This window comes from Streptomyces sp. NPDC048584 (assembly GCF_043199595.1).
Classification (GTDB): domain Bacteria; phylum Actinomycetota; class Actinomycetes; order Streptomycetales; family Streptomycetaceae; genus Streptomyces; species Streptomyces edwardsiae.
The window spans coordinates 17,491-42,002 of the sequence record NZ_JBICWF010000026.1 but is presented as its reverse complement, the minus strand read 5'-3'; the positions used below and the strand labels follow the sequence as shown (position 1 = coordinate 42,002).

The following is a 24,512-nucleotide window of genomic DNA, read 5'->3' as shown; positions in this document are numbered from 1 at the left end:
TACCCCGGACCAGGGCCTCCACCTCGGCTTCTGTCACAGCGGTACGCGGCTCGATACAGCCGCCTGCCGAATCGGACATAGTCGGGATCCTCCTGTGAGAGGTGCTCATGGATTCCTTACCTGCCCTGCGTGTTCGCGTTGCGCAGGATGTCACCGGCGATCCAACCGACCGCCGTGCTGGGTGCTGTCGTGTCACCGGTGGTCAGCGTCGGCATCACCGAGGCGTCGGCGACCCGCAGTCTGTGGGTCCCGTGGACCCGGAGCTCGTCGTCCACGGCCCCTCCCGGTCCGAGGGCGCACGTACCGACCTCGTGATGCGCGGTGGACCCGTGGTCGAGCACGTACCGCAGGACGCCCGCTGTGTCGGCGACTCCTGGTCCGGGAAGCGTCTCGGTCGCGACGGAGGCGATCGGTTCGGTGGCCAGGATCTCGCGCACCCGGGCGAAGGCCGCGACGGTCAGTTCCCTGTCGTACTCGGTGGACAGGTAACCCGGCACGAGCCTGGGCGGGTCCTCGAGGGCCGGTCCGGTGATGTGGACCGACCCGACGCTGGTCGGCGACTGCGGGTAGAGGGCCACGGTCGCACCGTGAGCGCCGTCCCTCCCGGGTGAGGTTCCGTCGTGGTCCGGCATCGGGACCGGGGTGAACTGCAACGCCATGTCCGGACCCGACCCCCCGGGATCCGAACTCAGTACCGCCAGGACCGCGGTGCCACCGTGCGCCGGCGGCGCCGCGGACCGCCGTAGCAACGACGTCACTCTCGGCCGCGGTCGCGCCGCAGGTGTCACCGGCTCGCGGTCGGCCCCTGGGACACCGTCCAGTCGCAGGCTCAGCACGGCGACCCGGCGTTGGCGGAGGTTGCCGCCGACGGCGGGGTTCGCCGCGACGAGATGTACACCGGCGGTGGTGAGCAATTCCGGGTCACCCACGCCGCTCCGCTGGAGCAGCAGCGCGCTTTCGATCGTCCCGGCACAGACGATGACCTCACGGCGGGCGGTGAAGCGGACCGTGCCCCTTGGGGTCTGCGCCTCGACGCCGGTCGCGGTCGTGCCGTCGAAGAGGATCCGCCGGGCCGTGCAGTGCGGGCGGACACGGACGTTGGGCCGCCGCCACACGTGCCCGCGCAGAAGTGCGCGGGCCGCACGCGTCCGGGTGCCGTTCGACGCCGGCCGCGAAGCGTACGCCGCCCGCCCGGTCAGCTCTTCGACCGCATCCGATCCCTGGCGTGCCAGCGCGTCGATCCACCATGCGCTCGCCGCGTCCGTCGGCTCCCCTGCCTCGGCCTCCCGACAGCCGTCGACGCGGAGGGAGTATCGCTCCATGGCGGTGAAGGCCGCCCGGATACGGGCCCCGTTCCAGCCGGTGACACCTGCCGCCTCCCACGCCTCGTAGCCGGCACCCCCGCCCCAGAGCATCGCGTTCACCGTCGTGGAGCCACCCGTGCCCCACTCCGTGAGCCTCTCTCCCACCCGGTCCGCCCCACATGGTCGGGGGGCGTGCCGGTACCGGTACGGACCGTACGACGCCTGGTCGAAGTGTGCGGGCGTCACATGCCGTTGTTGCCGGTCGGGGCCGCCGGCCTCGATCACCAGAACCCGGTTCTGCGGATTCGCGCCGAGCTGGTGAGCCAACGCCGATCCCGCGGCCCCGTTGCCGACGATGATGTAGTCCACGAGGTTCCTGGATGACACGACAGCTCCATACGCGCTCGGGATCGGGAAGTGCCGCGATGACCACCAGGCTCGCTGTCCCGGTGGTTCACGCGCGGCGGGCGGGAGTACGCGGAGGCGGTGGAACGGAGTACGACGCGCGGGGCGCCGGGTTGGTCGATCCGTGGGTTCGCGTCTCGCGCCACTCGTCGCGTCGGCCGGGTCAGGACGTCCTGTACCTCAGCCGGTCGAGCTGTTCGCCGAGGCCGCCTACGCCGATCGAGATGTGCCCATGGCCACTTTCGACATGGGCCCGGCTGGTCGGCAGATGTGCGGCCAGCCATTGTCCGTGCGCGACCGGCACCATCCGGTCGAGGGCTCCGTGCCACAACTCGACGGGCACGGTGATACCGCGCGGGTCGAATCCCCACGGTGCCGTCAGTGCCTGAAGGTCCTCGAGCCATCCGTCGTCCCCGGCTGCGAGTCCGTGGTTCATGTGGGTGGCGTTGTCCGCGCCGTAGACACCGGTCAGCTCGGCGGCATCCACGTGAGGGAGCAGGCTCGCCATGCCGGCAGCGAGGTCGGAAGGGTCGCCGTCCCGGACGACCGCGGCCATCTGCGACACGATCGCGCGCTCCTTCTGCTCTCCTCGGGACGCGGCCCCGAACAGAACGTGGTTCTGCATTCCCATGCCGTTGACGAACTCAAGACCTTCGGCGTCGTGCGGTGCGAAGGAGGCGATCAACAGCACGCCCGACACTCGCGGAGAGTCCGCCACCGCGGTGGCCAGGGCGTGCGGCCCGCCCGCGGACCATCCGGCGACCAGGTACCGGTGGACACCGAGGTGGTCCATCAGGGCGCGGCAGTCCTCGGCGGTGTCGGCGACCGTACGTCCGGGCAGCGGAGTCGACGCCCCGTAGCCGGCACGGGAGTACGTGACAAGGCGGTACCCCCTCTCGATGGCCGAAGCGAAAACGGAATCCATGGGGACCGCCGAACCCGGCATGCCGTGGTGGAAGAGCACGGCCGGTCCGCGTTCGGGCCCGCGTACCGCGAACTCCAGGACACGGCCCCCCTCCAGGTGCAGCGACTCCATCGCCGCACCCTGGGGGCGCTCGTCGCCCGCGGCTCGGCTGCCCGCCGCGGGCACCGGGCCACCTTCCTCGTACCGACTTGTGGAATCCGCTTCCATGAACTCTCTCCTCTTCGCGGGTCGGTTGTGCCGTGGCCCCGGACCGACACCCGGCCGGCCGGGAACGGCCGTGCATGTCGGTCCTCTGCCTTCTCGTCCCGCCGCGGTCGCTTCGGGACGAGACATCGGCGGACCGTCAGCGGCCGTAGGCTTCCAGCAGCCGCAACCACACCTCGCTGACCGTGGGATACGCCGGAACCGCATGCCACAGCCGGTCCAGCGGTATCTCCCCGACGACCGCGATCGTCGCGGCGTGCAGCAGTTCGGCCACATCGGGTCCCACCAGCGTGAAACCGACGATCACCTTGCGGTCCTCGTCGACGACCATGCGGGCGTGCCCCTGGTATCCGTCGGCGTGCAGGGCCGATCCCGCGACCGCGCCCAGGTCGTGGTCCACGACGCGGGTACGGATTCCCGCGGCCTCGGCGGCGGCGGCGGTCAGGCCGACCGACGCGATCTCCGGCTCGGTGAAGACCACCTGCGGCACCGCGCGCTCGTCGGCTGTGGAAGCGTGACGGCCCCACGGGCTGTCGTCGACCGCTTCCCCCTTGGCGCGCGCGACGATGACGTCGCCCACCGCACGTGCCTGGTACTTGCCCTGATGGGTCAGCAGAACACGCCGGTTGACGTCACCGGCGGCGTACAGCCACCCGCCGGTCAGCGCCTTGCCGTCGTCCCCGACCACCCGCAGCGTGTCGTCCACCGCGAGCCAGGAACCCGGCGTCACGCCAACGGCGTCGAGGCCGATGTCCTGGGTGTTCGGCGTACGGCCGATCGCGACGAGCACCTCGTCGGCTTCGACCTGCTCACCGGTGGTGAGCGTGATGTGCACGGTGCCGTCGCCGTCCCGCTTCACGGCTCCCGCCTCCGCGCCGAGGAGCACCGACACACCGGCCTTCCGCAGCGACTCGGTGACCCGTTCACCGGCGAACGGCTCGGCGAGGGGCAGGACTCCGTCACGCGCCAGCATGGTCACCGACGCTCCCAGGGCGGCGAAGGCCGTCGCCATCTCCGACGCCACCACGCCGCCACCGATGACCGCCAGGCGACCGGGGACCGCGCTCGCGGCGGCGGCCTCCCGGCTGCTCCACGGCTCCGCCGTGAGCAGACCGGGGATGTCCGGCAGCAGCGCGGCGCTGCCGGTCGCGACGACGACCGCGTGTCGCGCGGTCAGGGTCGTCGTGACGCCGTCCTCGCCGGTCACCTCGACGACCCGGGTGGAGCTGATCCGTCCCTGGCCCCGATGGAGCGCGATCCCGGCCGAGTCGAGCCAGGAGACCTGCCCGTCGTCCTTCCAGTGCGAGGCGAAGGAATCGCGGCGCGCGAGGACGGCGGCAGCGTCCAGATCACCGGTCACCGCCTCACGCGACCCCGGTAGCATGCGGGCCGCCCGCAGTGCGGCCGCGCTGCGCAGCAGAGCCTTGGTCGGCATGCAGGCCCAGTAGGAACACTCGCCTCCGACCAGCTCCCGCTCCACGATGGCGGCTGTCAGCCCGCCCTGCACGACCCGGTCGGCGACGTTCTCCCCGACCGGACCCGCGCCGATCACAATGACGTCGTAGGTGTTCGTACTCATGTCATTCACCCTTCGCGGCGCGGCCCAGACGCAGGGCCGAGATGAGGAAGAAGATGGCACCCGGCACGGCATAGCCGATCGCGCTGCTCAGCGCGGGCTCGTCCGCACCCGCCGACACGATGAACGACCCACCGGCCAGGACCGAGATGCCGCCGCTGAGGATCATCGGCCACTGGCCGCCCATCTTGCGCCGGGGAACGGCCACGATCAGCTGGACCAGACCGGCCACGACCGCCCAGGCGCCCCACACGCGCAGCACCGCCGGGATGCCCGACGCGCAGGCGACGGCCAGGCCGACAGCCGTGACAAGACTGACCGCGACGTTCACGTACAGCAGCACGGGCGATCCCGTGTCGCGCGACACCCTCGCGTCGTAGATCGCCGCACCCACGTCGAACAGCGGGTACAGAACCAGCAGCACAGCCCCGACCGGAGTGATCTCCTTGGCCATCGTGAACATCACGAGGGCCCAGACGAGCGCGAACGCGAACCGGACGAAGTACAGCCGCCGCAGAGCGGAGGCGGTCCCGGCGATGCCGGACGGAGCAGCGATAGTGCTCACGGTGTTCCCTTTCGATGGATATACGAACCAGGAGGAGTCCTGGGCTTGCCGTGGCCGGCCTTCTCGACCAGGCCGGCCGTCCTTCTCCCGGGCAGACACGATCGTCCTGTCCTGTCGGCGCCGGGACGACCGGTGCCTTGGGCCACCGCCGAATGCGACAAGTCGCTGGACTCACTTCGGCGAGACTGAACGTTCTGTTCGGTAAGCCTGGCAATAAGTTGGCTCCTTGTCAAGACCGAACGTTCTACCCGCTAGAATGGCGTCATGGTGCGCAGCGAATCCGACAGCCGACCGTCCGAAGCGCGGTCCCGGCTGCTCAAGACGGCCAGTCAGGTGTTCTACGCGGAAGGGATCCACGCCATCGGTGTCGACCGCATCGTCAAGGAAGCTCAGGTGACACGGGCGACCTTCTACCGCCACTTCCCCAGCAAGGAAAACCTCGTGGTCGCCTACCTCAACGAGGCTGACCGCGCCCTTCGCGGCCGCGCCGAGGCAGCCGTCGCCGCGGGGCTCCCGGCCGCCGACACCCTCCGGACCCTTGGCGCGTCCATCGCCCAGGACATCCGGTCACCCGGCTTCCGCGGCTGCGCCTTCCTCAACGCCGTCGCGGAGTACCCCGACCCCCAGCACCCGGTGCACCTGGCCGTCCTCGCGCACCGCCAGTGGCTGCTCGACACCGTCACGGAACTTCTCGCCACGATTCGGGAGCAGCCCGCCGAACGTGCCGCCCGTCACTTCGTGATGATGCGCGACGGCGCGATGGCGGCCGGGTGCCTCTTCGACCCGGTACTGGTGTGCGAAACCTTCCTGCACGGAGTCGACGGACTCCTCAGAGCCCACGCCGCACACGCACAGGCCGAACCAACCGACATCTGAGTCCGGTATCGAGCGTTGCCCGCCGTTCATCGATGAACGTGGCGCTCGTCCGCCCCATCGGGGGTGTGGGTGAACCACATCATGAACCCGGCGCCGTATGACGCGCGCGACTCCCGCGATACGGGACGCGCAGACCTACCGCCCCGCGTCGGACCTGGCCGCAGGGCGGAAGACCGGCCGCCCGTCCCCGTGCGGGGCGTCCGCGGCCAGGTCCCCCGTCCCGGCGGAGTGCTTCCCACCGTGCCGGCGCCGTCCCCGACCCGCATCCGGCGGCCAGGGCGAGCTGAACGGCAGGGTCCCTTCTACGGCGGGGAGGCGGCGAACGGATTGGCCTCGGCGTGCCGGTGCCCCCAGACGTCCGACGTCCCGAAGTCGTGCGGGGTCCAGTCGTCGCCCACCTCGATGCCGCCGTATCCGATCTCGAGATGGAAGCCGCTGGGATTCCTGATGTAGAAGGAGATCGCCTTGTCGTTCATGTGCCGGCCGAGGCTGATGGAGATGGGCACTCCATGGGCCACCGCTCGGTCGTGGGCCCGTCCGACGTCGTCGATCGAGCCGTGCTCGATCTCGACGTGGTGGATGGCCGTTGTTTCGGCCTGTGCGAGGGCGATGCTGTGGTGGGTCCTGTTGCAGCGCAGGAAGTACAGCCCCGGAGAACGGTAGTCGGTCAGCTTGAACTCGAGGACGGACTCGTAGAGTTCGCGGAGCTCATCGAGTCTGGGGCTGGCCAGCACGAAGTGGCCGAGCCCCGTGACACCGGGGCCGGCGTCGACCGGGCGGGCCGGAGCGGACCTGACCTTGCTCTCACCGACCGCCAGTTCCACACGGTGCCCGACCGGGTCGGTGAACCAGCGAAGGTGAGTGGCTCCGCGCAGCACCAGCTCGTCCGCGGAGCCGTCCTGGACGGTGAAGCCCGCGGCCGTCAGCCGTCGGGTGATCCTTTCGAGTTCGGCGGGCGAATCGACGATCCAACCCAGCTCGCGCGTGCTGTTCTCCTCGGACGGGTAGAGGGCGAGGCGGTACTTGAACTCGTCGAGTTCGAGCAGCGCGACGTCCTCCTCTCCTATCTTGTCGAAGGTGACTCCGACGCCCAGTGTGCGACTGAACAGGTCGGTCCACGCGTCGACGTCGGTGACGTTGAGGCCGACATGACCCAGCTTGCGGACACCCATGGCGGGGCTACTCCTTCGTCGCGGCGGCTGCTGCCCCACCGCCCAGGAACTCGCGGACGATGTGGTTGAACTCGGGTGCGCGCTCGTACTGCACCCAGTGCCGGCAGTTCGGCAGCACACGGAGTTCCGCGTCGGGAATGCCTTCGAGGATCTTCGGAGCCCAGGTCAGCGGGACGGTCTGGTCCTCTCGACCCCATACCAGCAGCGTGGGCGCGGCTACCCGGGCCAGGTCGGGCGTCAGGTCGCCGAAGTTCGGCGGTATCGGCAGTTCGGGGTGGGCCGCGAGGCTCGACTCGTACCGCTCGTCGATGAGGGCGTCGGTCGCGAGGGTCTCGTCGTACACCATGAGACGTACGAACTGCGCCATGTCCTCGCGCGAGGGCTCGGCCGCCGCCATGTACCCGAAGAGGTGCTCCAGCCCGATCGGCCACGGCGGTGCGTCCGCCGGGAGGACCCCACCGGGCGCCATGAGAACGAGCCGGTCCACTCGGTCCGGATGGGTCATGGCGATCCGCATGGCCACACCCCCGCCGTAGGAATTGCCGACCAGGTGAGCTCGTTCGATACCGAGAGCCGTCATCGCACGCAGCACTCGATCAGCCGCGTGGAAGATCAGAGGTTCGTCCGTCGTCGGCCTCGGGGAACGCCCCCAGCCCGGCAGATCGACCACGATGTTGCGGTAGTCCTCGAAGGCCGGCAGATTCGCACCGAAGTTGCTCATACCCGTCGCACCCGGTCCGGAGCCGTGCAGCCAGACCACGGGACTGCCCGTACCGGACTCCACGTAGGCGAGTTCCGCGTCCCCGACGTCCAACACGCTTGTCACCCTCGCACCTCCCATCCCATTGTATGTAACGCTCACTATACGCCGATGGCAAGTGAAATCAAGGAACGGACTCCGGGGTGCGCCGTGGCGTCGACGCGCCCGGGCCGTCAGGCCCCGTCTGTTTCGGAGGCGACAGCCCTGGCGCGGGCACGCTGGTCCGCGAGACCGCGGATCAGGGAGACGAACGAGTCGACGTGCGAGCTGTAACTCATGCCGTCGAAGCTGTTGGTGACCGACAGCCCGTCGGTCATGGCCCGGCCGAGAACGGCCAGTTGTGCGACGAAGGCCTCGTCCTCTTCGCCACCGTCCGGCGCGAACACCGGGGTGAGCGCCTGCACCCAGGACGTATGGGCGGAGTCACGAATACGGCGCACGGTGTTCCGTACCATCTCGGTGTCCTTGTGCGGACCGACGCTGATGGCGAGCAGGAGGCGCAGGTAGTCGGGCCGTTGGTCGAGGGATGCGCAGGCGGTCGTGAACCACGTCTCGAAACGCGGGAGCGGTTCGAGATCGTCGAAGGAGGACGGAGCCGGGAACTGGGCGTGCAACTCCTGGAAGGTGCGCTCGAGCAGTGCCGCCAGGACGCCGAGCTTGTTGCCGAAGTGGTAGTAGATCGAACTGGCCGGCAGCCCTGACTCGGTGCACAGGTCCGAGATGGCCATGCCGTCGTAGCCTCGGCTCGCGACGAGGTCACGCGCCGCGTCAAGGATGACGTCGCGGCTGCTCCGGGTGGCAGCGGGCAATGCGGAACCTCTCACCTTGTCCATGGATCAATGATAGGCCCGACACCGTGCGTGGAGTGACTGGCGGGGGACGGTGGCCGGGTGGACCCTTCCTGACGGTGCGTTCGAAGCGGACAACCCCGCGCGATCCCTGCGGCGCCGAGACCGTCGACCTCTCCCCGGCGGCCCTCCGCAGGACGGTCAGCCTTCGGAGGCCGAGGCACGGATGCGTGCACCGGGGCGATGGGTCGCGCCCCGGTGCACGCACCCGGCCGATCGGCGGCCCGACTGTCCGCAGGCCGCCGTCGCCTCGTTCACGAACCGGTCGGCGGCTCGACACTCAGTCAGCGGTGACGCCGGTGAGCACCACCGTCTCGGCGTGATCGGGACGGATCACCGCCGTTTCGCAGACGCGGGTCGTGGCGACGACCGCACGGTTCACGCCGTCGCACCTTTGGAGACCTCGGGCGTGGGAACGGGCGCCTTCACCTCGTCTCCGGCCGGCACGCCGCGCAGCAGCAGAACGGTCGCGCACGCGCCGACGAGAGCCGGTACGGCGAAGACCCGGAACATCGATTCCGGAGCCCATCCGGAGTCCAGCAGGAATCCGGTGAGCAGCGGGGCCAGTACGGCACCGAGCCTGCTCACCGCGACAGCCATACCGAGCGCTGTCGCACGGGCCTCGGCCGGATAGAGGGTCGGAATGATGACGTTGAGACCCGACACCGATCCATTGAGGAGGAATCCGACGAACACCGCGCCGACGAGCGCTCCCGCCAGCGTCCCGAGCGCCACGGAGAAGAGGACGAGCGCGAGAGCGGCAACGAGGAAATAGGAGGCGGTGAGCCGACGGGATTCGACACGGGACAGCAGCACTCCGAGCGACACCGCGCCTATGACACCGCCAAGACTGAAGAGCACGCCGCCGCTGATGCCTTGCCGATTGGACATGCCCGCTTCCAGGAGCAGCGTGGGCGTCCACGAACTCGCGAAGTAGAACACCGTCATCGCCGCGGTGAAAGCGACCCACACCAGCACCGTCCGGAGGGCGTTGCCTCCACGGAACAGGGATTCGACCGCCACCTTCCGCGAAGGCGCGCTCTTCTCGGGCAGTTCGTCGACCCGGGCATGGCCCATCGAGACGAGGATCCGGTTGAGCCTGGTCAGAGCGTCCCGGGGGCGGCAGGCCACGAGGTAGTCCATGGACTCGGGCAGGAAACGCAGTCCGAGTACGAAAAGGAGTGCCGTGGCGATGCCTCCGAACACGAAGACGGACCGCCAGCCGAACGGGCCCAGCAGAAGGGTCGTCGCGATGCCGGCCATGACCGCGCCCAGGCCGTAGCCCGTCGTGATCAGCGCGACGACCAGCCCCCTGCGCCTGTTGTTCGCGTACTCGGAGGCGAGCACAGGAAGACTCGCCGCCATGACTCCCACGGCCGCGCCGGTCACCAGCCTGCAGGCGAGGAGCTGGCCGAAGTCCTGGGCCACGGAGGCACCCAGCATGCCCAGTGAGGCCATCGCGAGGCCACCGAGGGTCAGGCGGCGGCGTCCGACGCGGTCGGCGAGCGGAGCGAGGAAGAGCGCCCCGAACGCCATACCCGCCAGGCCGCTGCTCAGGAGAACACCCACCTGCGACGAGGACAGGGACCATTCCTTGGTGATGGAGGGGCCGACGAAAGAGGTCGCCAGGAGATCGAACCCGTCAAGCAGGTTCATCCCGAGGCACAACACGACGGCTTGGATCTGAGCGCGACTCATGGGCGCGCGTTTGACCTGCTCAACAATGCTCATGGGAACCTCGCCTCGTTGCGACGCCGACTCGGCCTTCGTCGAAGGCCGATGAGCTGAGGAGGGAGAGCCTGGCGGTGCGGGGCACCCACGACGGCTCGTGTATGTAACGCTCACTCTACAGCTCGGTAGACGGGCTGACCAGATCCGTGCGGGCACTTCGCGGAGCGACCGCGTCCGACGCGCCCGCCCCACTTCCTCCCGGACACCGTCGCCCCACCGGGCGAAGAAGACGCGTCACCAGGCCGACGCGCGGTCGCGAGACCTCCATGGACTCAAGGGCAGGGGAATCGCACGGAAGGCATCGTCCGGATCGAACCGGTGCTTCAGCGCGAGGATCCGCGCGGTGTTCGGACCGTAGGCATGAGCGATCTGCGCGACCTCGCCCCTGCCCAGCAGGTTGGGGTAGCTGCCCCGCAGCGCCTCGGGCTCGAGGGCACTGGTCAGGTTGCTGGCCCAGGCCCGGTGATCCGACGCCCGGGGATCACCCGGCTCCCAGCAAGCGATGATCTCGATCATGAGGTGGGGGTCACGGTTGCCGAACGCCGTGTCCCGCACAGGGACGCGGGCCGCGGCTCCGTGCAGGCTGTGCAGGGACACGGCCGAGCGGGGTGAGGTGAGCGTCGAGCCTGCGAGGCGCAGCACGTCGCGCACTCCCGCGGTGAGTGACGGTACGGAGCGGGGGCGGATCTCGGCATGCCGGCCGAAGGGGAACTGCGCGTCGACGGCCGCGAGCATCCGGCGCGTGGTGGTGGGGGCGATCTGGGACACGAGCGGTGTGCCGAGGGGATCGAGCCGTGCCATGGCCCGTCCTCCGGCCACGCCGTCGTCGCCGCTCCAGGTGGGTGCGAGGAACACCACGGGATCGTCACCCCCGGGGCCGGGCAGGACGCCGGACTGCACGGTCAGTTCGTCAGGGCTCTCGGCCAGGACGTCCGACAGCCCGGTCAGGACCTTTTCGGCCTGGTCCCACGGATACATCACCATGCCGGACAGCAGTGCGGGCACACGGTGCAGGCGCACGCGCATCGAAGTGACGACACCGAAGTTGCCGCCACCGCCGCGCACTGCCCAGAACAGGTCCGGTTCCCGTTCCGGGTCGGCGGTGACGATCGAGCCGTCGGCGAGCACCACGTCCGCGGACACCAGGTTGTCCAGTGCGAGTCCGAAGCGTCCGCCGAGCGGTCCGTAGCCGCCGCCGAGAGTCAGCCCGGCCATGCCCACGGAGCCGGCGGAGCCGGTCACAGCGGTCAGCCCGAAGGGCTCGGCGGCGGCGGCGAGATCGGCGGCCGTGGCCCCGCCCGAGACCACGGCGACCTGGGCCACGGGGTCCACCGTCACCTGGCGCATGCCGGAGAGATCAAGAGTCAGGCCGCCGTCGCTCAACGCCCGTCCGGCCCAGTCGTGACCACCGCCGCGCACCGAGAGAGGTACACCGAACTCACCCGCCGCCAGGACTGCGGCCCGGACCTCGGCCGGGTCGACGCACCGCACGATGACAGCGGGACGGGAGGACACAGCACCGTTCCAGAGCCTGCGGCCCGCCTCGTAATCCGGCCCCGCGGTGACCACCCGCCCCGCACGGACGCTCCGCCGCAGGGCGTCGGTCAGACGGACGAGTTGTCGGTTCGTCGCCACAGCCATGGCGCCTCTCCGTTCGCTTGGTGACGGACTGGCACGCGGTGCCCTGTCGAACGCGGCCCGGAGCGACGTCGCCGCGTGGCCGCGGCGGCCCCGGCGAGGCCGGTCGGACGGAGGTGCGGGTGCGGCCGCGCCTCGACCGACGCGGCCAAGGGAGAACGTTCGGTTACGTCATTAGAAGGGCTCAGCACCTCCTTGTCAATACCGAACGTTCTATCTCGTTTTCGGCTAGCCTGGAGGGATGAACGCAAGCCCAGAGGGCAACAGCACCTCCGAAGCGCGAGCACGGCTGCTCAGCACAGCGACCCGGATCTTCTACTCGGAAGGAATCCACTCCGTCGGCATCGACCGGATCACAGCAGAGGCGAAGGTGACCCGAGCCACGTTGTACCGACACTTCACGGGGAAGGAAGACCTCGTCCTCGCCTACCTCGACCAGGCCGACCAGGGCATACGCCGACAGGTCGCCGCCGCCCGGGCGAGCAGCCGCTCCGCCGTCGACAAGGTCCATGCCGTCGCCGGATCCATCACCCAGAGCATCCAGACTCCCGGCTTCCGCGGCTGCGCCTTCCTCAACGCGGCAGCCGAGTACGCCGACCCCGCCCACCCGATCCATCAGTTCGTCCTGGCCCACCGTCAGTGGTTCCTGAACACCGTTACGGAGATGCTGGCAGAGAGCAGTGACGCGCACGCCGGCGCGGCCGCCCGACATCTTGTCATGCTCAGGGACGGCGCGATGGCAGCCGGTTGCCTCTTCGACCCCACTCTGGTCTCGGAGACGTTCCTGCGAGGCGTCGAGGGCATCCTCCTCGCGAGCACCGGCTCGGCCACCGCGTCAGCAACGGTCCCCTCCATCACCACCACGGACCAGGCACCCTGAGCCGCCAGGACTCGTCCGTGCCGACTGCCGCTTCCGGTCGAACCCGACGCCGGCTCCCTCATCCACGCGTTCCGCAGTGTCCGGGTGTCGGGGCCGGGCTCACCGGGCTCACCGGGCGAGAGAGACGGCGAAGGGTGTGAAGCCGTTGCGGCGCACGATGTGGGGGACGACGAGGATCATGGCCTCGGTCGCGCGGGCGCTGGTGATACCGCCCAGGTCCTCGATCCAGTCGGGCTGCCAGCCCAGGTCACCGAGGAGGCCGGCCACGGTCCTCCTGGCCTGCTCGTCGTTTCCGGAGAGGTAGGCGGTGGGCGGAACGGCCAGCGTTCCGGGGGCGGTCATGACCATGAACAGCATGGTGTTGAGGGTCTTGACGACGCGGGTTTCGGGCAGAGCGGCCTGAAGTCGTTCGGCGAGGCTGTCGCCGGGATAGCACAGGTCGCCGGGCAGACCGTCGGCGGCCTCGAGAGTGGCGTTGGAGACATCGATGAGGATCTTGCCCGCCAGTTCGGCGCGCAGGGCGGTGAGCCGGTCCAGGGTGCTGTCGCCGGGGGTGGCGTTGATCACGACGTCCGCGGTGCGGGCGGTGGTGGAGTGATCGGCGTGGCGGCTTGCGGTTCCCGCCGCGGGCGGCGTGCCCGTCTCGTCACCGCTCGCGCGGTGGCCGAGCGTGACGCGGTGTCCCGCCGTGGTGAGGGCGCGGGCGAGGTTGGTGCCGACGCGGCCGGCGCCCAGGATGCCGATGTTGGTCATGACGGTGTGCTCCTTGTGGACCGGGTTTCGGGTGGGGCGGGTCAGATCGACGACAGGACGTCGAGCGCGGCGGTGTGGATGTGCGGCGCGGCAGCCAGGACGTCGCGTCCGGCCACACTCCAGGGCTTGCCGTCCAGGTCGGTGACGGTGCCTCCGGCCTCGGTGACCAGCAGCGCGCCGGCGACGAGACCCGAGCGGACGTCGGAGAACTGCCAGAAGGCGTCCATGCGTCCGGCGGCGACGTGGATGAGCTGCAGCGTGGCCGGGACGGACACGCGCACGACCAGTCCGGCGGTGAGCATGGCGGTGACCGATGCGCCGATCCGGCGGAAGGTGTCGGCGCTCTCACCGGGCCGGGCCTGTCCGGTACCGATCAGCGCGGCACTCAGGTCGCGCTTGGCCGACACGGACAGGGGACACCCGTTGAGCTGTGCGCCGCCGCCCGCGGTGGCGGTGTAGGTGTCGCCGGTCAGCGGAAGGTGCACCACCGTAAGGACCGGCTGGTTGTCGCGCACCAGGGTGGCGGTGACCGCCCAGTCCGGCATGCCGTGGACATGATTGATGTTGCCCTCGGCCGGGTCGACGATCCACCACTCACCCGGCGGGAGGGCGCCGCCGGCCAGTTCGTCCTCCGCCCACTGCGAGCCCGGCCTCGCCTTCAGCAGGGGCTCACGCATGACGGCGAGGACCGCGTCGTCGTTGGCGTGGATCTCGGCGACGACCTCCGCCAGGCTCACGCCCCGGGCATGGGCCGTGTAGCGCTCCCGCAGGGTCACCCCGGCGTTCGTCACCACGGCGGTCACCGCGGGCAGGAGCGTGGTGTGGAGGTCGAAAGGCGTGGCTGTGGTCATGGCGTACCCCTGGACTCGATGGAGAGCGGGGCGATCGTGAGTGCTGCTCCGGCCCCGCACCTCGAAGGTAGAAGCCATGTTCATTACCAACAAGTGCATGGTTGTCACTCCTATAGTTACTCGCATGCAACTGGATCTGAATCTGCTCACCGCTCTGGACGCTCTCCTGGAGGAGGGCAGCGTGACCGGGGCCGCGGCCCGCCTCCATGTCACCGCCCCGGCGATGAGCCGCTCTCTGGGGCGTATCCGCAAGGCCACCGGTGACCAGATCCTGGTCCGCACCGGACGCCGCATGACTCCCACCACCCGCGCACTGGCCATGCGCACCGAGCTCCACGCCCTGGTGCGGCAGGCCCACCACCTGCTGTCCGCTCAGACGGAACTCGACCTCGCGACACTGCGGCGGGTGTTCACCGTCCGCTGGCACGACGCCCTCACCACCACCTGCGGGACCGCCCTGATCGCCGCGGCGCACCGCGAGGCCCCGGGGGTGCAACTGCGGCTCACCGCCGAGCCCGGCGACGACACCCCCGAGCTGCGTCGAGGCGAGGTCGACCTCGCCTCCAGCGCCGGCCCGCCGTCCCTTCCCGACATCCGCCACCGCCTCATCGGCCGTGACCGGCTCGCCGTCGCCGTCCGACCAGGTCACCCTCTGACCGGGCAACCCGTGACCGCCGGGAGTTACGCGGCGGCCGATCACCTCACCGTCTCCCGTCGCGGACGCCTGCGCGACCGGATCGACGACGCCCTGGCCGCACTCGGCCACGAGCGCCGCGTCATCGCCTCCGCCCCCACCACGGCCACCGCACTGCAACTCGCCCGTGACACCGATCTCGTGGTCACCCTGCCCGAGGCGGCAACCCGCTCCATCCGCCGGCAGTTCGGCCTGACCACACTGCCGCTACCGCTCGAGTCGCCCGAGGTGGCCCTCTACCTGCTCTGGCACCGGCGCCACGACGACGACCCCGCCCACGCCTGGCTGCGCGACACGGCCACCCGGACCTCCCAGGCCCTGTTCACCCCGCCCCCGAACCCTTGACCAGCAGCCCGGCAGGTCCCGCCCGGTGGGGCCGGAAACCGTCACGAGCTCCGCGTCCGCGGTCGGCGACGGCCCGTACCGCGCCGTGTGGGGGCCGACGGGGCCGACGGGGCCGACGGGGAGATCTCGCCCGCCACCGTGTGCGCCACGTCTCACCCGCCGCTTGTTAGCCCTCGTACCCGGCCGGTGTCTCCATGCCGAGTTCACTACGCGAGGGAGACATGATGAACGAGAACGTGCACGTGGTCGTGGTCGGCGGAGGCTACGGCGGTGTGACGGCGGCCAACCGACTGGCCCGGCGCGACGGCGTGTCGGTGACCCTGGTCAACCCCCGCCCCGACTTCGTCAACCGGATCCGCCTGCATCAGCTCGTGACCGGCTCCGACGACGCGGTCGAGGACTTCCGGAAGGTCATGGGCGGCAACGTCCGGCTGGTGGTCGACACCGCGACCCTGATCGACGCCGCCGGACGCCAGGTGTCACTGGCGGGGGGCGACTCGCTCCCCTACGACTATCTCGTCTACGCGGTGGGCAGCGGCGCCTCCGTTTCGGGCGTGCCCGGAGCGGACGAGTTCGCCCACCGGGTGTCGGACCTCGAGGGGGCGTCCGAACTGCGCGCGGCTCTGGCGGCGACGCCCCCGCCGGTTCCGGTGACCGTGGTCGGCGCCGGTGCGACCGGCCTGGAGACCGCCGCCGAGCTGGCGGAGACGGGCCGCAGGGTGACCCTGGTCTGCGGCGATGTGCTCGGCCCCTCCCTGCACGCCCGGGGCCGCCGCCCGGTCGCCCGCCGGCTCGCCACGCTGGGGGTGACCGTCCTCGAAGGCGCGCGGGTGGCGGAGGTGACGCGGGACGCCGTACGGCTCGACGACGGCCGCGAACTGCCCAGCGCGGTGACGATCTGGACCGCGGGATTCCGGGTTCCTGATCTGGCGGCCCGCAGCGGACTGCGTACCGACCCCGACGGCCGTCTGATCACCGACACGACATTGACCAGCGTCGACGACGAACGCATCGTCGCGGCCGGGGACGCGGGGGTGATGCCGGACCACCCGTTCCGGATGAGCTGCCAGGCCGCCGTACAGCTGGGTCCGGCGGCCGCGGACACGATCCTGCGCCGGATGGCGGGGAAGAAGGGCGCCTCCGTCCGGATGTTCTTCGCCGGGCAGTGCCTCAGCCTCGGCCGGGACGAGGGCGTCACGCAGTTCTCCTACCCCGACGACAAGGTGAACGCGCTGCGCGTCAGCGGGCGGCCCGGCGCCGGCGTGAAGGAGATCGCCTGCCGGTTCACCCTCGGCAAGCTGGTGTCCGGGGCGCGCAAGGCCGGTTCCCGCGCACCTCGGGCGCAGAGCACCAGTCCCGTCCGTACGTCGTAGCCGGACGGTACGGGGCGGCGACACCGGTCCTTGTACGGGGCCGGACCATCGCGGGCCTCACCTCATCGGGCGGGTATGCGGTATTCGACCCGTGTGTGAGGCCCGCCCCGAGAAAGCGAAACGCGCGATATGAACGACAGCGTGAACGACCCCGCGACCGAGGCGTTCGTCGCCCATCGCGATCTGCTGTTCACCGTCGCCTACGAGATGCTCGGTTCGGCGGCGGACGCCGAGGACGTCCTCCAGGAGACCTGGCTGCGGTGGGTGAAGGCCGACATCGCGGAGGTGCGGGACCCGCGTGCCTATCTGGTCCGCATCGCGACCCGGCAGTCACTCAACCGGCTGCGCACCCTCAAACGGCGCAAGGAGGACTACGTCGGTCCGTGGCTGCCCGAGCCCCTGCTCACGGCCCCGGACGTGTCCGAGGACGCCGAACTGTCGGAGAACCTGTCACTGGCGCTCATGTACGTCCTGGAAACCCTCTCGCCGACCGAACGCGCCGTGTTCGTGCTGCGTGAGGTCTTCGACTTCGGCTACGACGACATCGCCGCCGCGATCGGCAGGACCACCGCCGCCACCAGCCAGATCGCCTACCGTGCCCGCCGGCACGTCGACGCCCGCCGGCCCGGGACACCGGCTTCCCCGCAGGATGCCCGGGCCGCCCTGGAGTCGTTCCGCTCGGCCCTGGAGACAGGGGACCTTCAGGGCCTGCTGGACGTGCTCGCCCCGGACGTCGTCTTCGTCAGCGACGGCGGCGGTCTCAGGCTGGCGGCGCTGCGGCCGGTCGTCGGGACCGACAAGGTCCTGCGCTACATGGCCGCCAGCGTCGTCAAGGCCGGCGGTACGTTCACGAGTGAGCCCACGACGGTCAACGGCAACCCGGGACTCCTCCTGCGCGTGGACGGCGTACTCGACGGCGTGCTGGCCCTCCGTGTGGAGAACACCCGGGTCGCCGGCCTCTACTACGTGCGCAATCCCGAGAAGCTCACCCGCGTGGCGTCCGAGACCCCTCTCACCTCCCGCTGAGCCCGCGTCATCTCCTCAGGTGATTCGCCGGCCGTCGGGTGTGCGCACACCCCGGCCGGGGAACCTGTTCGCCCGGGCCGGGCCCTGCGGAGAGGACCACTTGTGACAGCGTCGGAGTCGGGGGCGGACGACCACAGCCCTGGTGACCGCGAGGACGGGTACCAGCCGGATCCGCACCGGTGGCGGGCCCTCTGGGTCACCTTGGTGGCCGGCTTCATGAGCCTGCTGGACGTCACGATCGTGGCGGTGGCGCTGCCCACCGTCCAGAACGATCTGCGCGCCTCTCCCGCGCAGGCCCAGTGGGTGGTGTCCGGTTACGCCCTCACCTTCGCCCTCGCCCTGGTCACCGCGGGCCGGCTCGGTGACGCCCTGGACCGGCGTCGTATCTTCCTGGTCGCGCTCTGCGGTTTCGTGGTCTTCAGTGCCGCCTGCGCGGCCGCCCCGGACATCGACCTGCTGATCGTGGCCCGGCTCGCCCAGGGGCTGGCGGCGGGATTCATGGCACCGCAGAACTCCGCGTTCATCCAGCAGCTGTTCCGCGGCGCCGAACGCGGCCGCGCCTTCGGCTACTTCGGCGCGACCGTCGGCATCTCCTCCGCCTCCGGTCCCCTCATCGGCGGCACCATCCTCGCGCTGGCCGACCACCCGGGCGGCTGGCGCTGGATCTTCTACGTCAATGTCCCCATCGGTGTCCTCGCCGTCCTGCTGGGACTCCGTCTGCTGCCGCGGAGCCGGCGGTCCGGCCGGGGGCAGGTGGACGTGCCGGGCGTCCTGCTTCTCGGCCTCGGCGTCTTCGCGCTCATGTATCCGCTGGTCCAGGCGGAGTCCGGCGGACTGTCCAGGCTGTGGTGGCTCTTCCCCGCCGGGGGCGCGCTTCTCGTGGTCTTCGTCCGCCGGCAGTACCGTCTCGTCGCCCGGGGCGCCGGTCCGCTGCTCGACCCGCGTCTGTTCACCACGGTGCGCGGCTACGCCGTCGGCGCCGGTGTCGGCACCCTCTACTTCGTCGGTTTCAGCGGTGTCTGGCTCGTGTTCGCCCTCTTCTACCAGCACGGCCTCGGCTTCTCGCCGCTGCGGTCCGGCCTCGCCGTCACCCCGTTCGCGCTCGGTTCGGCGGGCGCGGCCGTCGTATCGGGACGGCTGGTGGACCGGTTCGGCCGGCTGCTCACGGTGTGCGGGCTCGCGGGGGTGCTCGCCGGGCTGGGCGGCACCGCGGTGCTGCTGCGCTTCGCGCCGCTGGACATCGCTCCCTGGCTGGCCGCCCCCGCGCTGTTCGTGGGCGGTGTCGGCGGGGGCTTCGTGGTCTCCCCCAACATCACCATGACGCTGCGGGACGTACCCGTGCGGATGGCGGGCGCGGCAGGAGGGGCCCTGCAGACCGGGCAGCGGCTCGGCGCGGCGGTGGGCACCGCCGCGCTGCCCGGTCTCTTCTACCTGGTACTCGGCGGGAACGAGGGCTACCGTACGGCCGTGGTCGTCGCGCTGGGCGCCGCCCTCACCATGATGCTGACGTCGCTCGCCCTCGCGGGCTACGACTGGCGGCGCGACCGGCGAAGGCGCGAGCCGCACCGGAAGTGTCCGGAGGAGGTCGCGAACAACCCCGTGCACGCACGGCAGAGCTGACCCGACCGTCACGCGCAGCGCACCTACGCTCGCGTGAACCCGTGGCTCCGCTCCACTCTCGCCACGTGCAGCGTGTATGTCTCGTACCACTCGGCTCGCCCGCGCTTTTGCGCCGCGCGGTGCTCGGCGTTGTCGCGCCACTCCGTGAGCGCGTCGGCGTCCCGGAAGTACCCGACGGTGATGCCCAGCCCGCCCGGCGTCTGCGCATGGTCCATCCCCAGGTACCCCGGGATGTCCTTCACCAGGGCTTCCATGCGGGCGTTGGTCTCGCTGTAGCCGCTCTGCTCCTGGGTTCGCACCGTGGTGAAGACAGCCACGTAGTAAGGGGGTTCAAAGGCTTCGACAGGCCCGTCCGAATGATTGCTCATGGCCCAACTCTAAGGCCGTACGGGCCTGTTCCCACGTCTCGCAGTCGGCCGGGCTCCACGCGGCGGTCCTGGCCTGACGGCGGCTCACCTGGGCCTGGCTCGCTTGTTCTCCATGCGTTTCGGGCACAGGAGAGTGGGTGTCGGTTACGCGGGAGCCGCCGGTGGCCCGGACTCACTCGCGCGAGTGCTGCCGTGCCTGCTCTTCGGCGGCGTCAAGTGCGGGCGTGAGCGCGGCGAGGGCGGAGCGGAGCAGGTCGGGCAGCGAGCCGGACGGCACGACGAACCCGCCGGTCGGGTGGGGTGCGCCCGGAGGCTGGATCCACTGCTGGAGTGCGGTGCGCACCGCGGCTGCCACGCTCGCCGCGAGCACCCGGGCCGTGAGCGTGTCGGTGTCGCCGAGGCGCCGGCCGATCGCGGCGGTGAGGGGATCCTCGATCGCCGCCGCGGTGTCGAGGTACGCGGCACGCAGGGCGGGGCTGCCGGTGATCAGCAGCAGCTCGCCGGGGTCACGCGGTGCGATGTGCTGGTCCAGGACCGCCTCGGTCAACGCGTCGGCGAGGCGGACATGGGCGGGCCCGGACGCGACCGCCGCGGCGACCCTTGATTCCCGCTCGGCGGTGACGGCGGCGACGATCGCGTGTTCGCGACTGGAGAAGTAGTTGTTGTAGGTCCTCGGCGAGACCCCGGCGGCCTCCGCGATGTCCTCGACGCGGACAGCGTCGGGCCCCCGCTCGAGAGCCAGCCGCAGTGCCGCCTCCCGCAGGGCCACTCGGGTGGCCTGCTTCTTCTGCTCACGCAGCCCGGTCCGCCTTGTCGTCACCCTCGCAGTATTCCAGTCGTTTTGCGTGCCCGCAAACTTGCGTGCACGCAATTTCCGCCTCTACTCTCAGGCCCCCCGACAGAAGGGTCCAACGCATGCGAGCCAAAGGCATCTGCTACGACACCGGCTTCGTCCGCGACGGTGGCAACTCCCGGGCACGCTTCGACCCCGCCGTGGTCGGAAGAGAGCTGGCCATCATCCGCGACGATCTCCACTGCAACGCCGTCCACATCACCGGCGGCGACCCGGAGCGCCTGGAGCTCGCGGCCCGCCACGCCGCCGAACTCGGGCTGGAGATCTGGTTCTCGCCCTACCCGCTGGAGCTGACGCCGGACGAGATCCTCACGCTGATCGCCGACTGTGCGGAGCGGGCCGAGCGGCTCCGGGCCCGGGGAGCCGAGGTCGTGTTCGTCACCGGCGTCGAACTGAGTGTCATGAACCGGGGGTTCCTCGAAGGCGCCAGCACCGACGAGCGACTCGGCCGGCTGCTGGGCGACCCGGCCCGCCGGCCCGAGAGGATCGCCGCAGCCGGGGCCCGGCTCGACTCCTTCCTCCGCGAAGCCGTGGCGGTGGTCCGCGAGCGCTTCCACGGCAAGGTCACGTACGCCGCCATCCAGTTCGAAGGCGTCGACTGGGACCTGTTCGACTTCACGACCTACGAACTCATCCGGTCCGCGGAGGTGGCCGACCGGTTCCGCGACGGTGTGCGCGGCCTCGTCACCCGGCCCGGACCGGTCGCCATCACCGGTTTCGGCACCGCCACCTGGCGCGGGGCGGGTGACGTCGCACCCCGCAGCATGGAGGTGCTGGACAGCGACGAGGTCACCGGCGCACCGCTCCGGCTGACCCGGGAACTCGAGCGCGACGAGGAGGGGCAGGCGGCGTATCTGAGCGAGCTGCTGGAGATCTTCGACAGTGAGGGCGTCGACAGCGTCTTCGTGTTCCTCTTCGCGCTCTACAACCTGCCCCACCGCCCCGACGGAGATCCTCGCGACGACCTCGACCTCGCCAGCCTCGGCATCGTCAAGGTCTTCGAAGACCGCAACGGCGACACCTATCCCGATCTGCCCTGGGAGCCCAAGGCCGCCTTCGCCACGGTCGCCGACCACTACCGCGGCGGCTGACCTCCTGCCGTTGGCAGGGCCGGCAAACTCCCGCCGGTGGCAAGTCCGTTGGGTAGGTTGGCCGCATGACAGACCTCGGCCCCGTCGCCTGGCCACCGTCCCCGATCAGAACCACGCGTCTCGTACTCCGTGTGCCCGAAGCGCGGGACCGGGCGGCGTTCGTGGAACTGCTGGCCTCGCCGGAGGTGCACGCCTATCTCGGCGGACCTCGTCCCCGTGCCGATCTGGAGCGCGAGCTGCCCGAGGTGCCCGAGCGGTGGCCGGGCAGTTTCGTCGTCGATCTCGACGGGGCGATGATCGGCCAGATCCTGCTCAGACGAGCGACGCGGCACCTGCGCCCGACCGCCGTGGGAAAGGCCGACCTCGGTTATCTGTTCCTGCCGCGGGCGTGGGGATTCGGGTACGCGGCCGAAGCGTGCGAGGCGGCACTCGGCTGGTTCGACGGCGCCCTTCCCGGCGAGCCGGTGGTGCTCACGACGCAGACCGCCAACGCCGCCTCGATGCGCCTCGCGACGAAGCTGGGCTTCGCCGAGGTGGAGCGGTTCCGTGCCTGGGAGGCCGAGCAGTGGCTCGGTCTGCGGTCAGGCGTCGGACGTCGCGGGTGAAGGCCGGGCCGATCCGGGTGGCGATCCCGAAGTAGTCCTCCGGATGCCAGGTCCGTACGACGCGGCCGCCGGCCACCTGGTGGAAGTCCGACGTGGAGGACGGTGTGGCCGCCGGAGGAGGGGCGCAGGTTGCGGCCGGGAGTGTGGAGCACGCGGCGCAGGCCGGGGACCGGGAACCGGGCGTAGCCGAGGAGGCCGACGGCCCGGCGATCCGCGGCCGGTCCCATGGGGACGTCGGTTCCGGCCGGGCGGCCACGGTCGCGAAGCTGTGCTCAGCCGTCCCCGGCCGCTTCCGACCGGGCTTCCCGGAGGCGCAGCACACCGGTCAGCATGGGGAGGGTGAACTCGCCGTGGGCGGTCTCCGGTCCGCTCGCGAGGAAGGCGCGGATCCTGCCCAGCGTGGCCTGCCGTTCCTGTTCCGGCATGACCAGCATCCCCGCGCGGGTGGCGAGGGTCGCGACGAGGGAGTCGGCGGTGCGGCGCTGCCCGTGCGGGAACACGGCCTGTTCCGGTGAGCCGAACCGGGCGGCCGCGCCGTTCCCGGGAAGGTACGCGCCGGCCGTCTGGGCGCGCCACGAGGCGGGCGTGTCACGCGGCCCGACGGACGCGCTCCCGCTGATCCGTGCGAGGCCGGCGACCCACTCGACCTGGTCGTCCAGGACGTTCCACAGGCCGGCCAGGATGCCGCCGGGTACGAGGACCCTGGCGATCTCGGGTCCCGCGACGGCCATGTCGAACCAGTGCATGGCATTGCCGGCGAGTACGGCGTCGACGGATCCGTCCGGGAGCGGTATCGCCTCGGCGCTGCCCTCCAGGGCGCGGACGGCCGGCAGTGCGCGGCGCAGTTCGGTCAGCATCGCCGGGTCGGGCTCGACCGCGACGACGTCGGCGCCCAGCGCGACCAGGGCGGCGGTGAGCTTGCCGGTTCCGGCACCGAGGTCCAGTACGCGCGGGCCGGACGCGGGCTCCAGCGCCCAGCGTACGGCGGCCCGTGCGTAGGGGGGACGGTGCTCGGCGTACGCGGCCGCCGCGGCGCCGAACGACGAGGCGTGGAGGAGCCGTTCGTCCTCGTTCATGCGGTCACCGCAGGTCCAGGTCGGCGTGCACGAGGTCGTGGTCCGAGTACAGGCTGGGTTCCACTCGCTGGTTGAGCGCGGTGACGTCCCTGAGGAAGATGTAGTCGAACTTGCTCTGCCAGTCGGTGGTCGTCTCGCAGGTGCCGCTGGACGAGGGACGGCAGTCGGGGTCCGCGTCGTCGGCCAGGGACCACATCGGGGCGAGCTCGGGGGCGGCCGGTACGGCGTTGAAGTCGCCGAGGACGATCGTACGGTCGTGGCGTGCGACCTCCTCGGCGAGTACGGCGGCCTGGTCCACGCGGATCTCTTCCTGGCGCCGTTCGGCGAAGTGGGTGTTGAAGACCCGTACGGACCTGCCGTCCACCGTGGTGGTGACGGCCATGTACCCCCGGTCCTCGGAACCTCCGTCGGGGTACTCCACGTTGACGGCGTCCGTCATCGGCGCGGCCGAGAGGATCGCCTGGCCGTAGCCTCCCGGATTCCACGGCGCTCCCCCGCAGCGGCCCCAGTTCCGCAGAACGGAGCCGTACTTGACGTGGTAGACCAGCCCGTGCAGGTGTTCCAGATGCTGCCGGATGCTCTCGACGTCACGCACGCACGCTTCCTGCATGCCGATGACCTGCGGGGCGTGCTCCGCGATGTCCGCCGCCCGGCCGACGTTGCTCGCGTCGCAGGGGTTGCAGAGGTTCCATGTCGCCACCCGGTTCGGTACGACGTCCTCGGCGGCGTCCGCGGGAAGGGACCTCGCGGAGGGGGTGCCGAACGGTGTGCTGGAGCCGAGGAACACCATGCAGGCGACCAGCACGGCACCCGCGAGCAATCGCGTGCTCCTTCCGAGCACCTTCGCCTCCTCACCGTCGGCACACCGGGCGTCCGACGTCGCCGTGCACGAGCATATGTGACGGCGTCGCCGGCAGCCGTCGATCCGCTCGACGGCGGCCCACCGGGCAGCGGCGGCGGGGGCTGCCCGGGA

At 70.7% G+C, this 24,512-nt stretch carries 23 protein-coding genes; 8 read left to right on the top strand and 15 right to left on the bottom strand.

What is annotated here, in order from left to right; genetic code table 11:
• Positions 1-116: 116 nt before the first annotated feature.
• From ACGFR9_RS35010 to ACGFR9_RS34995, 4 genes are all read right to left on the bottom strand, one after another.
• Positions 117-1,691, bottom strand: a complete 1,575-nt coding sequence (locus ACGFR9_RS35010; protein ID WP_393216927.1) for a GMC family oxidoreductase — start codon at positions 1,689-1,691, stop codon at positions 117-119.
• 181 nt (positions 1,692-1,872) lie between these two features.
• Positions 1,873-2,841 carry an alpha/beta fold hydrolase gene (locus ACGFR9_RS35005; RefSeq protein WP_393216925.1) on the bottom strand — a complete coding sequence of 323 codons (969 nt, stop codon included), beginning with the start codon at positions 2,839-2,841 and terminating at the stop codon, positions 1,873-1,875.
• Positions 2,842-2,977: 136 nt separating this feature from the next.
• Positions 2,978-4,417: a dihydrolipoyl dehydrogenase family protein gene (locus tag ACGFR9_RS35000; protein ID WP_393216923.1), complete on the bottom strand. Its 1,440-nt coding sequence runs from the start codon at positions 4,415-4,417 to the stop codon at positions 2,978-2,980.
• A gap of 1 nt (position 4,418) precedes the next feature.
• Positions 4,419-4,979: a hypothetical protein gene (locus ACGFR9_RS34995; RefSeq protein ID WP_393216921.1), complete on the bottom strand. Its 561-nt coding sequence runs from the start codon at positions 4,977-4,979 to the stop codon at positions 4,419-4,421.
• Between the two features lie 264 nt (positions 4,980-5,243).
• On the opposite strand from ACGFR9_RS34995, the gene ACGFR9_RS34990 reads away from it, so the two are divergent.
• Positions 5,244-5,855: a TetR/AcrR family transcriptional regulator gene (locus ACGFR9_RS34990; protein WP_393216919.1), complete on the top strand. Its 612-nt coding sequence runs from the start codon at positions 5,244-5,246 to the stop codon at positions 5,853-5,855.
• A 302-nt stretch (positions 5,856-6,157) separates the two neighbouring features.
• On the opposite strand, the gene ACGFR9_RS34985 is transcribed toward ACGFR9_RS34990, so the two are convergent.
• The 5 genes from ACGFR9_RS34985 to ACGFR9_RS34965 form a co-directional block, all read right to left on the bottom strand.
• Positions 6,158-7,027, bottom strand: a complete 870-nt coding sequence (locus ACGFR9_RS34985; protein WP_393216917.1) for a VOC family protein — start codon at positions 7,025-7,027, stop codon at positions 6,158-6,160.
• Between the two features lie 7 nt (positions 7,028-7,034).
• A complete protein-coding gene (locus ACGFR9_RS34980) occupies positions 7,035-7,853 on the bottom strand; it encodes an alpha/beta fold hydrolase (protein WP_393216915.1) in 819 nt (272 codons plus the stop codon).
• 107 nt (positions 7,854-7,960) lie between these two features.
• A complete protein-coding gene (locus tag ACGFR9_RS34975) occupies positions 7,961-8,620 on the bottom strand; it encodes a TetR/AcrR family transcriptional regulator (RefSeq protein ID WP_393216913.1) in 660 nt (219 codons plus the stop codon).
• 393 nt (positions 8,621-9,013) lie between these two features.
• Positions 9,014-10,291: an MFS transporter gene (locus tag ACGFR9_RS34970; RefSeq protein ID WP_393216911.1), complete on the bottom strand. Its 1,278-nt coding sequence runs from the start codon at positions 10,289-10,291 to the stop codon at positions 9,014-9,016.
• Between the two features lie 309 nt (positions 10,292-10,600).
• Complete coding sequence (locus tag ACGFR9_RS34965; RefSeq protein WP_393216909.1) at positions 10,601-12,007, bottom strand: FAD-binding oxidoreductase; 1,407 nt, start codon at positions 12,005-12,007, stop codon at positions 10,601-10,603.
• 238 nt (positions 12,008-12,245) lie between these two features.
• Between ACGFR9_RS34965 and ACGFR9_RS34960 the strand changes: the two genes are divergently transcribed.
• Complete coding sequence (locus tag ACGFR9_RS34960) at positions 12,246-12,884, top strand: TetR/AcrR family transcriptional regulator (RefSeq protein ID WP_393216907.1); 639 nt, start codon at positions 12,246-12,248, stop codon at positions 12,882-12,884.
• Positions 12,885-12,992: 108 nt separating this feature from the next.
• On the opposite strand, the gene ACGFR9_RS34955 is transcribed toward ACGFR9_RS34960, so the two are convergent.
• Positions 12,993-13,637 (bottom strand): NADPH-dependent F420 reductase, encoded by a 645-nt coding sequence (locus ACGFR9_RS34955; protein WP_393216905.1) that lies wholly within the window; start codon positions 13,635-13,637, stop codon positions 12,993-12,995.
• A gap of 41 nt (positions 13,638-13,678) precedes the next feature.
• The gene (locus ACGFR9_RS34950) at positions 13,679-14,488 is read right to left on the bottom strand and encodes an inositol monophosphatase family protein (RefSeq protein WP_393216903.1); all 810 of its coding nucleotides are present in this window, start codon (positions 14,486-14,488) and stop codon (positions 13,679-13,681) included.
• Between the two features lie 124 nt (positions 14,489-14,612).
• Here ACGFR9_RS34950 and ACGFR9_RS34945 point away from each other — a divergent pair, with 124 nt between their 5' ends.
• The 4 genes from ACGFR9_RS34945 (at position 14,613) to ACGFR9_RS34930 (ending at position 19,546) form a co-directional block, all read left to right on the top strand.
• The gene (locus ACGFR9_RS34945) at positions 14,613-15,527 is read left to right on the top strand and encodes a LysR family transcriptional regulator (RefSeq protein ID WP_393216901.1); all 915 of its coding nucleotides are present in this window, start codon (positions 14,613-14,615) and stop codon (positions 15,525-15,527) included.
• Between the two features lie 224 nt (positions 15,528-15,751).
• A complete protein-coding gene (locus ACGFR9_RS34940) occupies positions 15,752-16,900 on the top strand; it encodes an NAD(P)/FAD-dependent oxidoreductase (RefSeq protein ID WP_393216899.1) in 1,149 nt (382 codons plus the stop codon).
• 129 nt (positions 16,901-17,029) lie between these two features.
• Positions 17,030-17,926 (top strand): RNA polymerase sigma-70 factor, encoded by an 897-nt coding sequence (locus ACGFR9_RS34935; RefSeq protein ID WP_393216897.1) that lies wholly within the window; start codon positions 17,030-17,032, stop codon positions 17,924-17,926.
• Between the two features lie 102 nt (positions 17,927-18,028).
• Positions 18,029-19,546 (top strand): MFS transporter, encoded by a 1,518-nt coding sequence (locus tag ACGFR9_RS34930; RefSeq protein ID WP_393216895.1) that lies wholly within the window; start codon positions 18,029-18,031, stop codon positions 19,544-19,546.
• A 23-nt stretch (positions 19,547-19,569) separates the two neighbouring features.
• Here the strand turns inward: ACGFR9_RS34930 and ACGFR9_RS34925 are convergent, their stop codons facing one another.
• Both ACGFR9_RS34925 and ACGFR9_RS34920 read right to left on the bottom strand, forming a co-directional pair.
• A complete protein-coding gene (locus ACGFR9_RS34925; RefSeq protein ID WP_393216893.1) occupies positions 19,570-19,914 on the bottom strand; it encodes an antibiotic biosynthesis monooxygenase family protein in 345 nt (114 codons plus the stop codon).
• 172 nt (positions 19,915-20,086) lie between these two features.
• The gene (locus ACGFR9_RS34920) at positions 20,087-20,734 is read right to left on the bottom strand and encodes a TetR/AcrR family transcriptional regulator (RefSeq protein ID WP_393216891.1); all 648 of its coding nucleotides are present in this window, start codon (positions 20,732-20,734) and stop codon (positions 20,087-20,089) included.
• A 95-nt stretch (positions 20,735-20,829) separates the two neighbouring features.
• Between ACGFR9_RS34920 and ACGFR9_RS34915 the strand changes: the two genes are divergently transcribed.
• Together ACGFR9_RS34915 and ACGFR9_RS34910 are read left to right on the top strand one after the other, a co-directional pair.
• Positions 20,830-21,858 carry a hypothetical protein gene (locus ACGFR9_RS34915; RefSeq protein ID WP_393216889.1) on the top strand — a complete coding sequence of 343 codons (1,029 nt, stop codon included), beginning with the start codon at positions 20,830-20,832 and terminating at the stop codon, positions 21,856-21,858.
• 65 nt (positions 21,859-21,923) lie between these two features.
• Positions 21,924-22,463 (top strand): GNAT family N-acetyltransferase, encoded by a 540-nt coding sequence (locus ACGFR9_RS34910; RefSeq protein WP_393216887.1) that lies wholly within the window; start codon positions 21,924-21,926, stop codon positions 22,461-22,463.
• A 272-nt stretch (positions 22,464-22,735) separates the two neighbouring features.
• Here the strand turns inward: ACGFR9_RS34910 and ACGFR9_RS34905 are convergent, their stop codons facing one another.
• Together ACGFR9_RS34905 and ACGFR9_RS34900 are read right to left on the bottom strand one after the other, a co-directional pair.
• On the bottom strand, positions 22,736-23,539 hold the full coding sequence (locus ACGFR9_RS34905) for a class I SAM-dependent methyltransferase (protein ID WP_393216885.1): 804 nt from the start codon (positions 23,537-23,539) through the stop codon (positions 22,736-22,738).
• 4 nt (positions 23,540-23,543) lie between these two features.
• Positions 23,544-24,380: an endonuclease/exonuclease/phosphatase family protein gene (locus ACGFR9_RS34900; RefSeq protein ID WP_393216884.1), complete on the bottom strand. Its 837-nt coding sequence runs from the start codon at positions 24,378-24,380 to the stop codon at positions 23,544-23,546.
• Positions 24,381-24,512 lie beyond the last annotated feature (132 nt).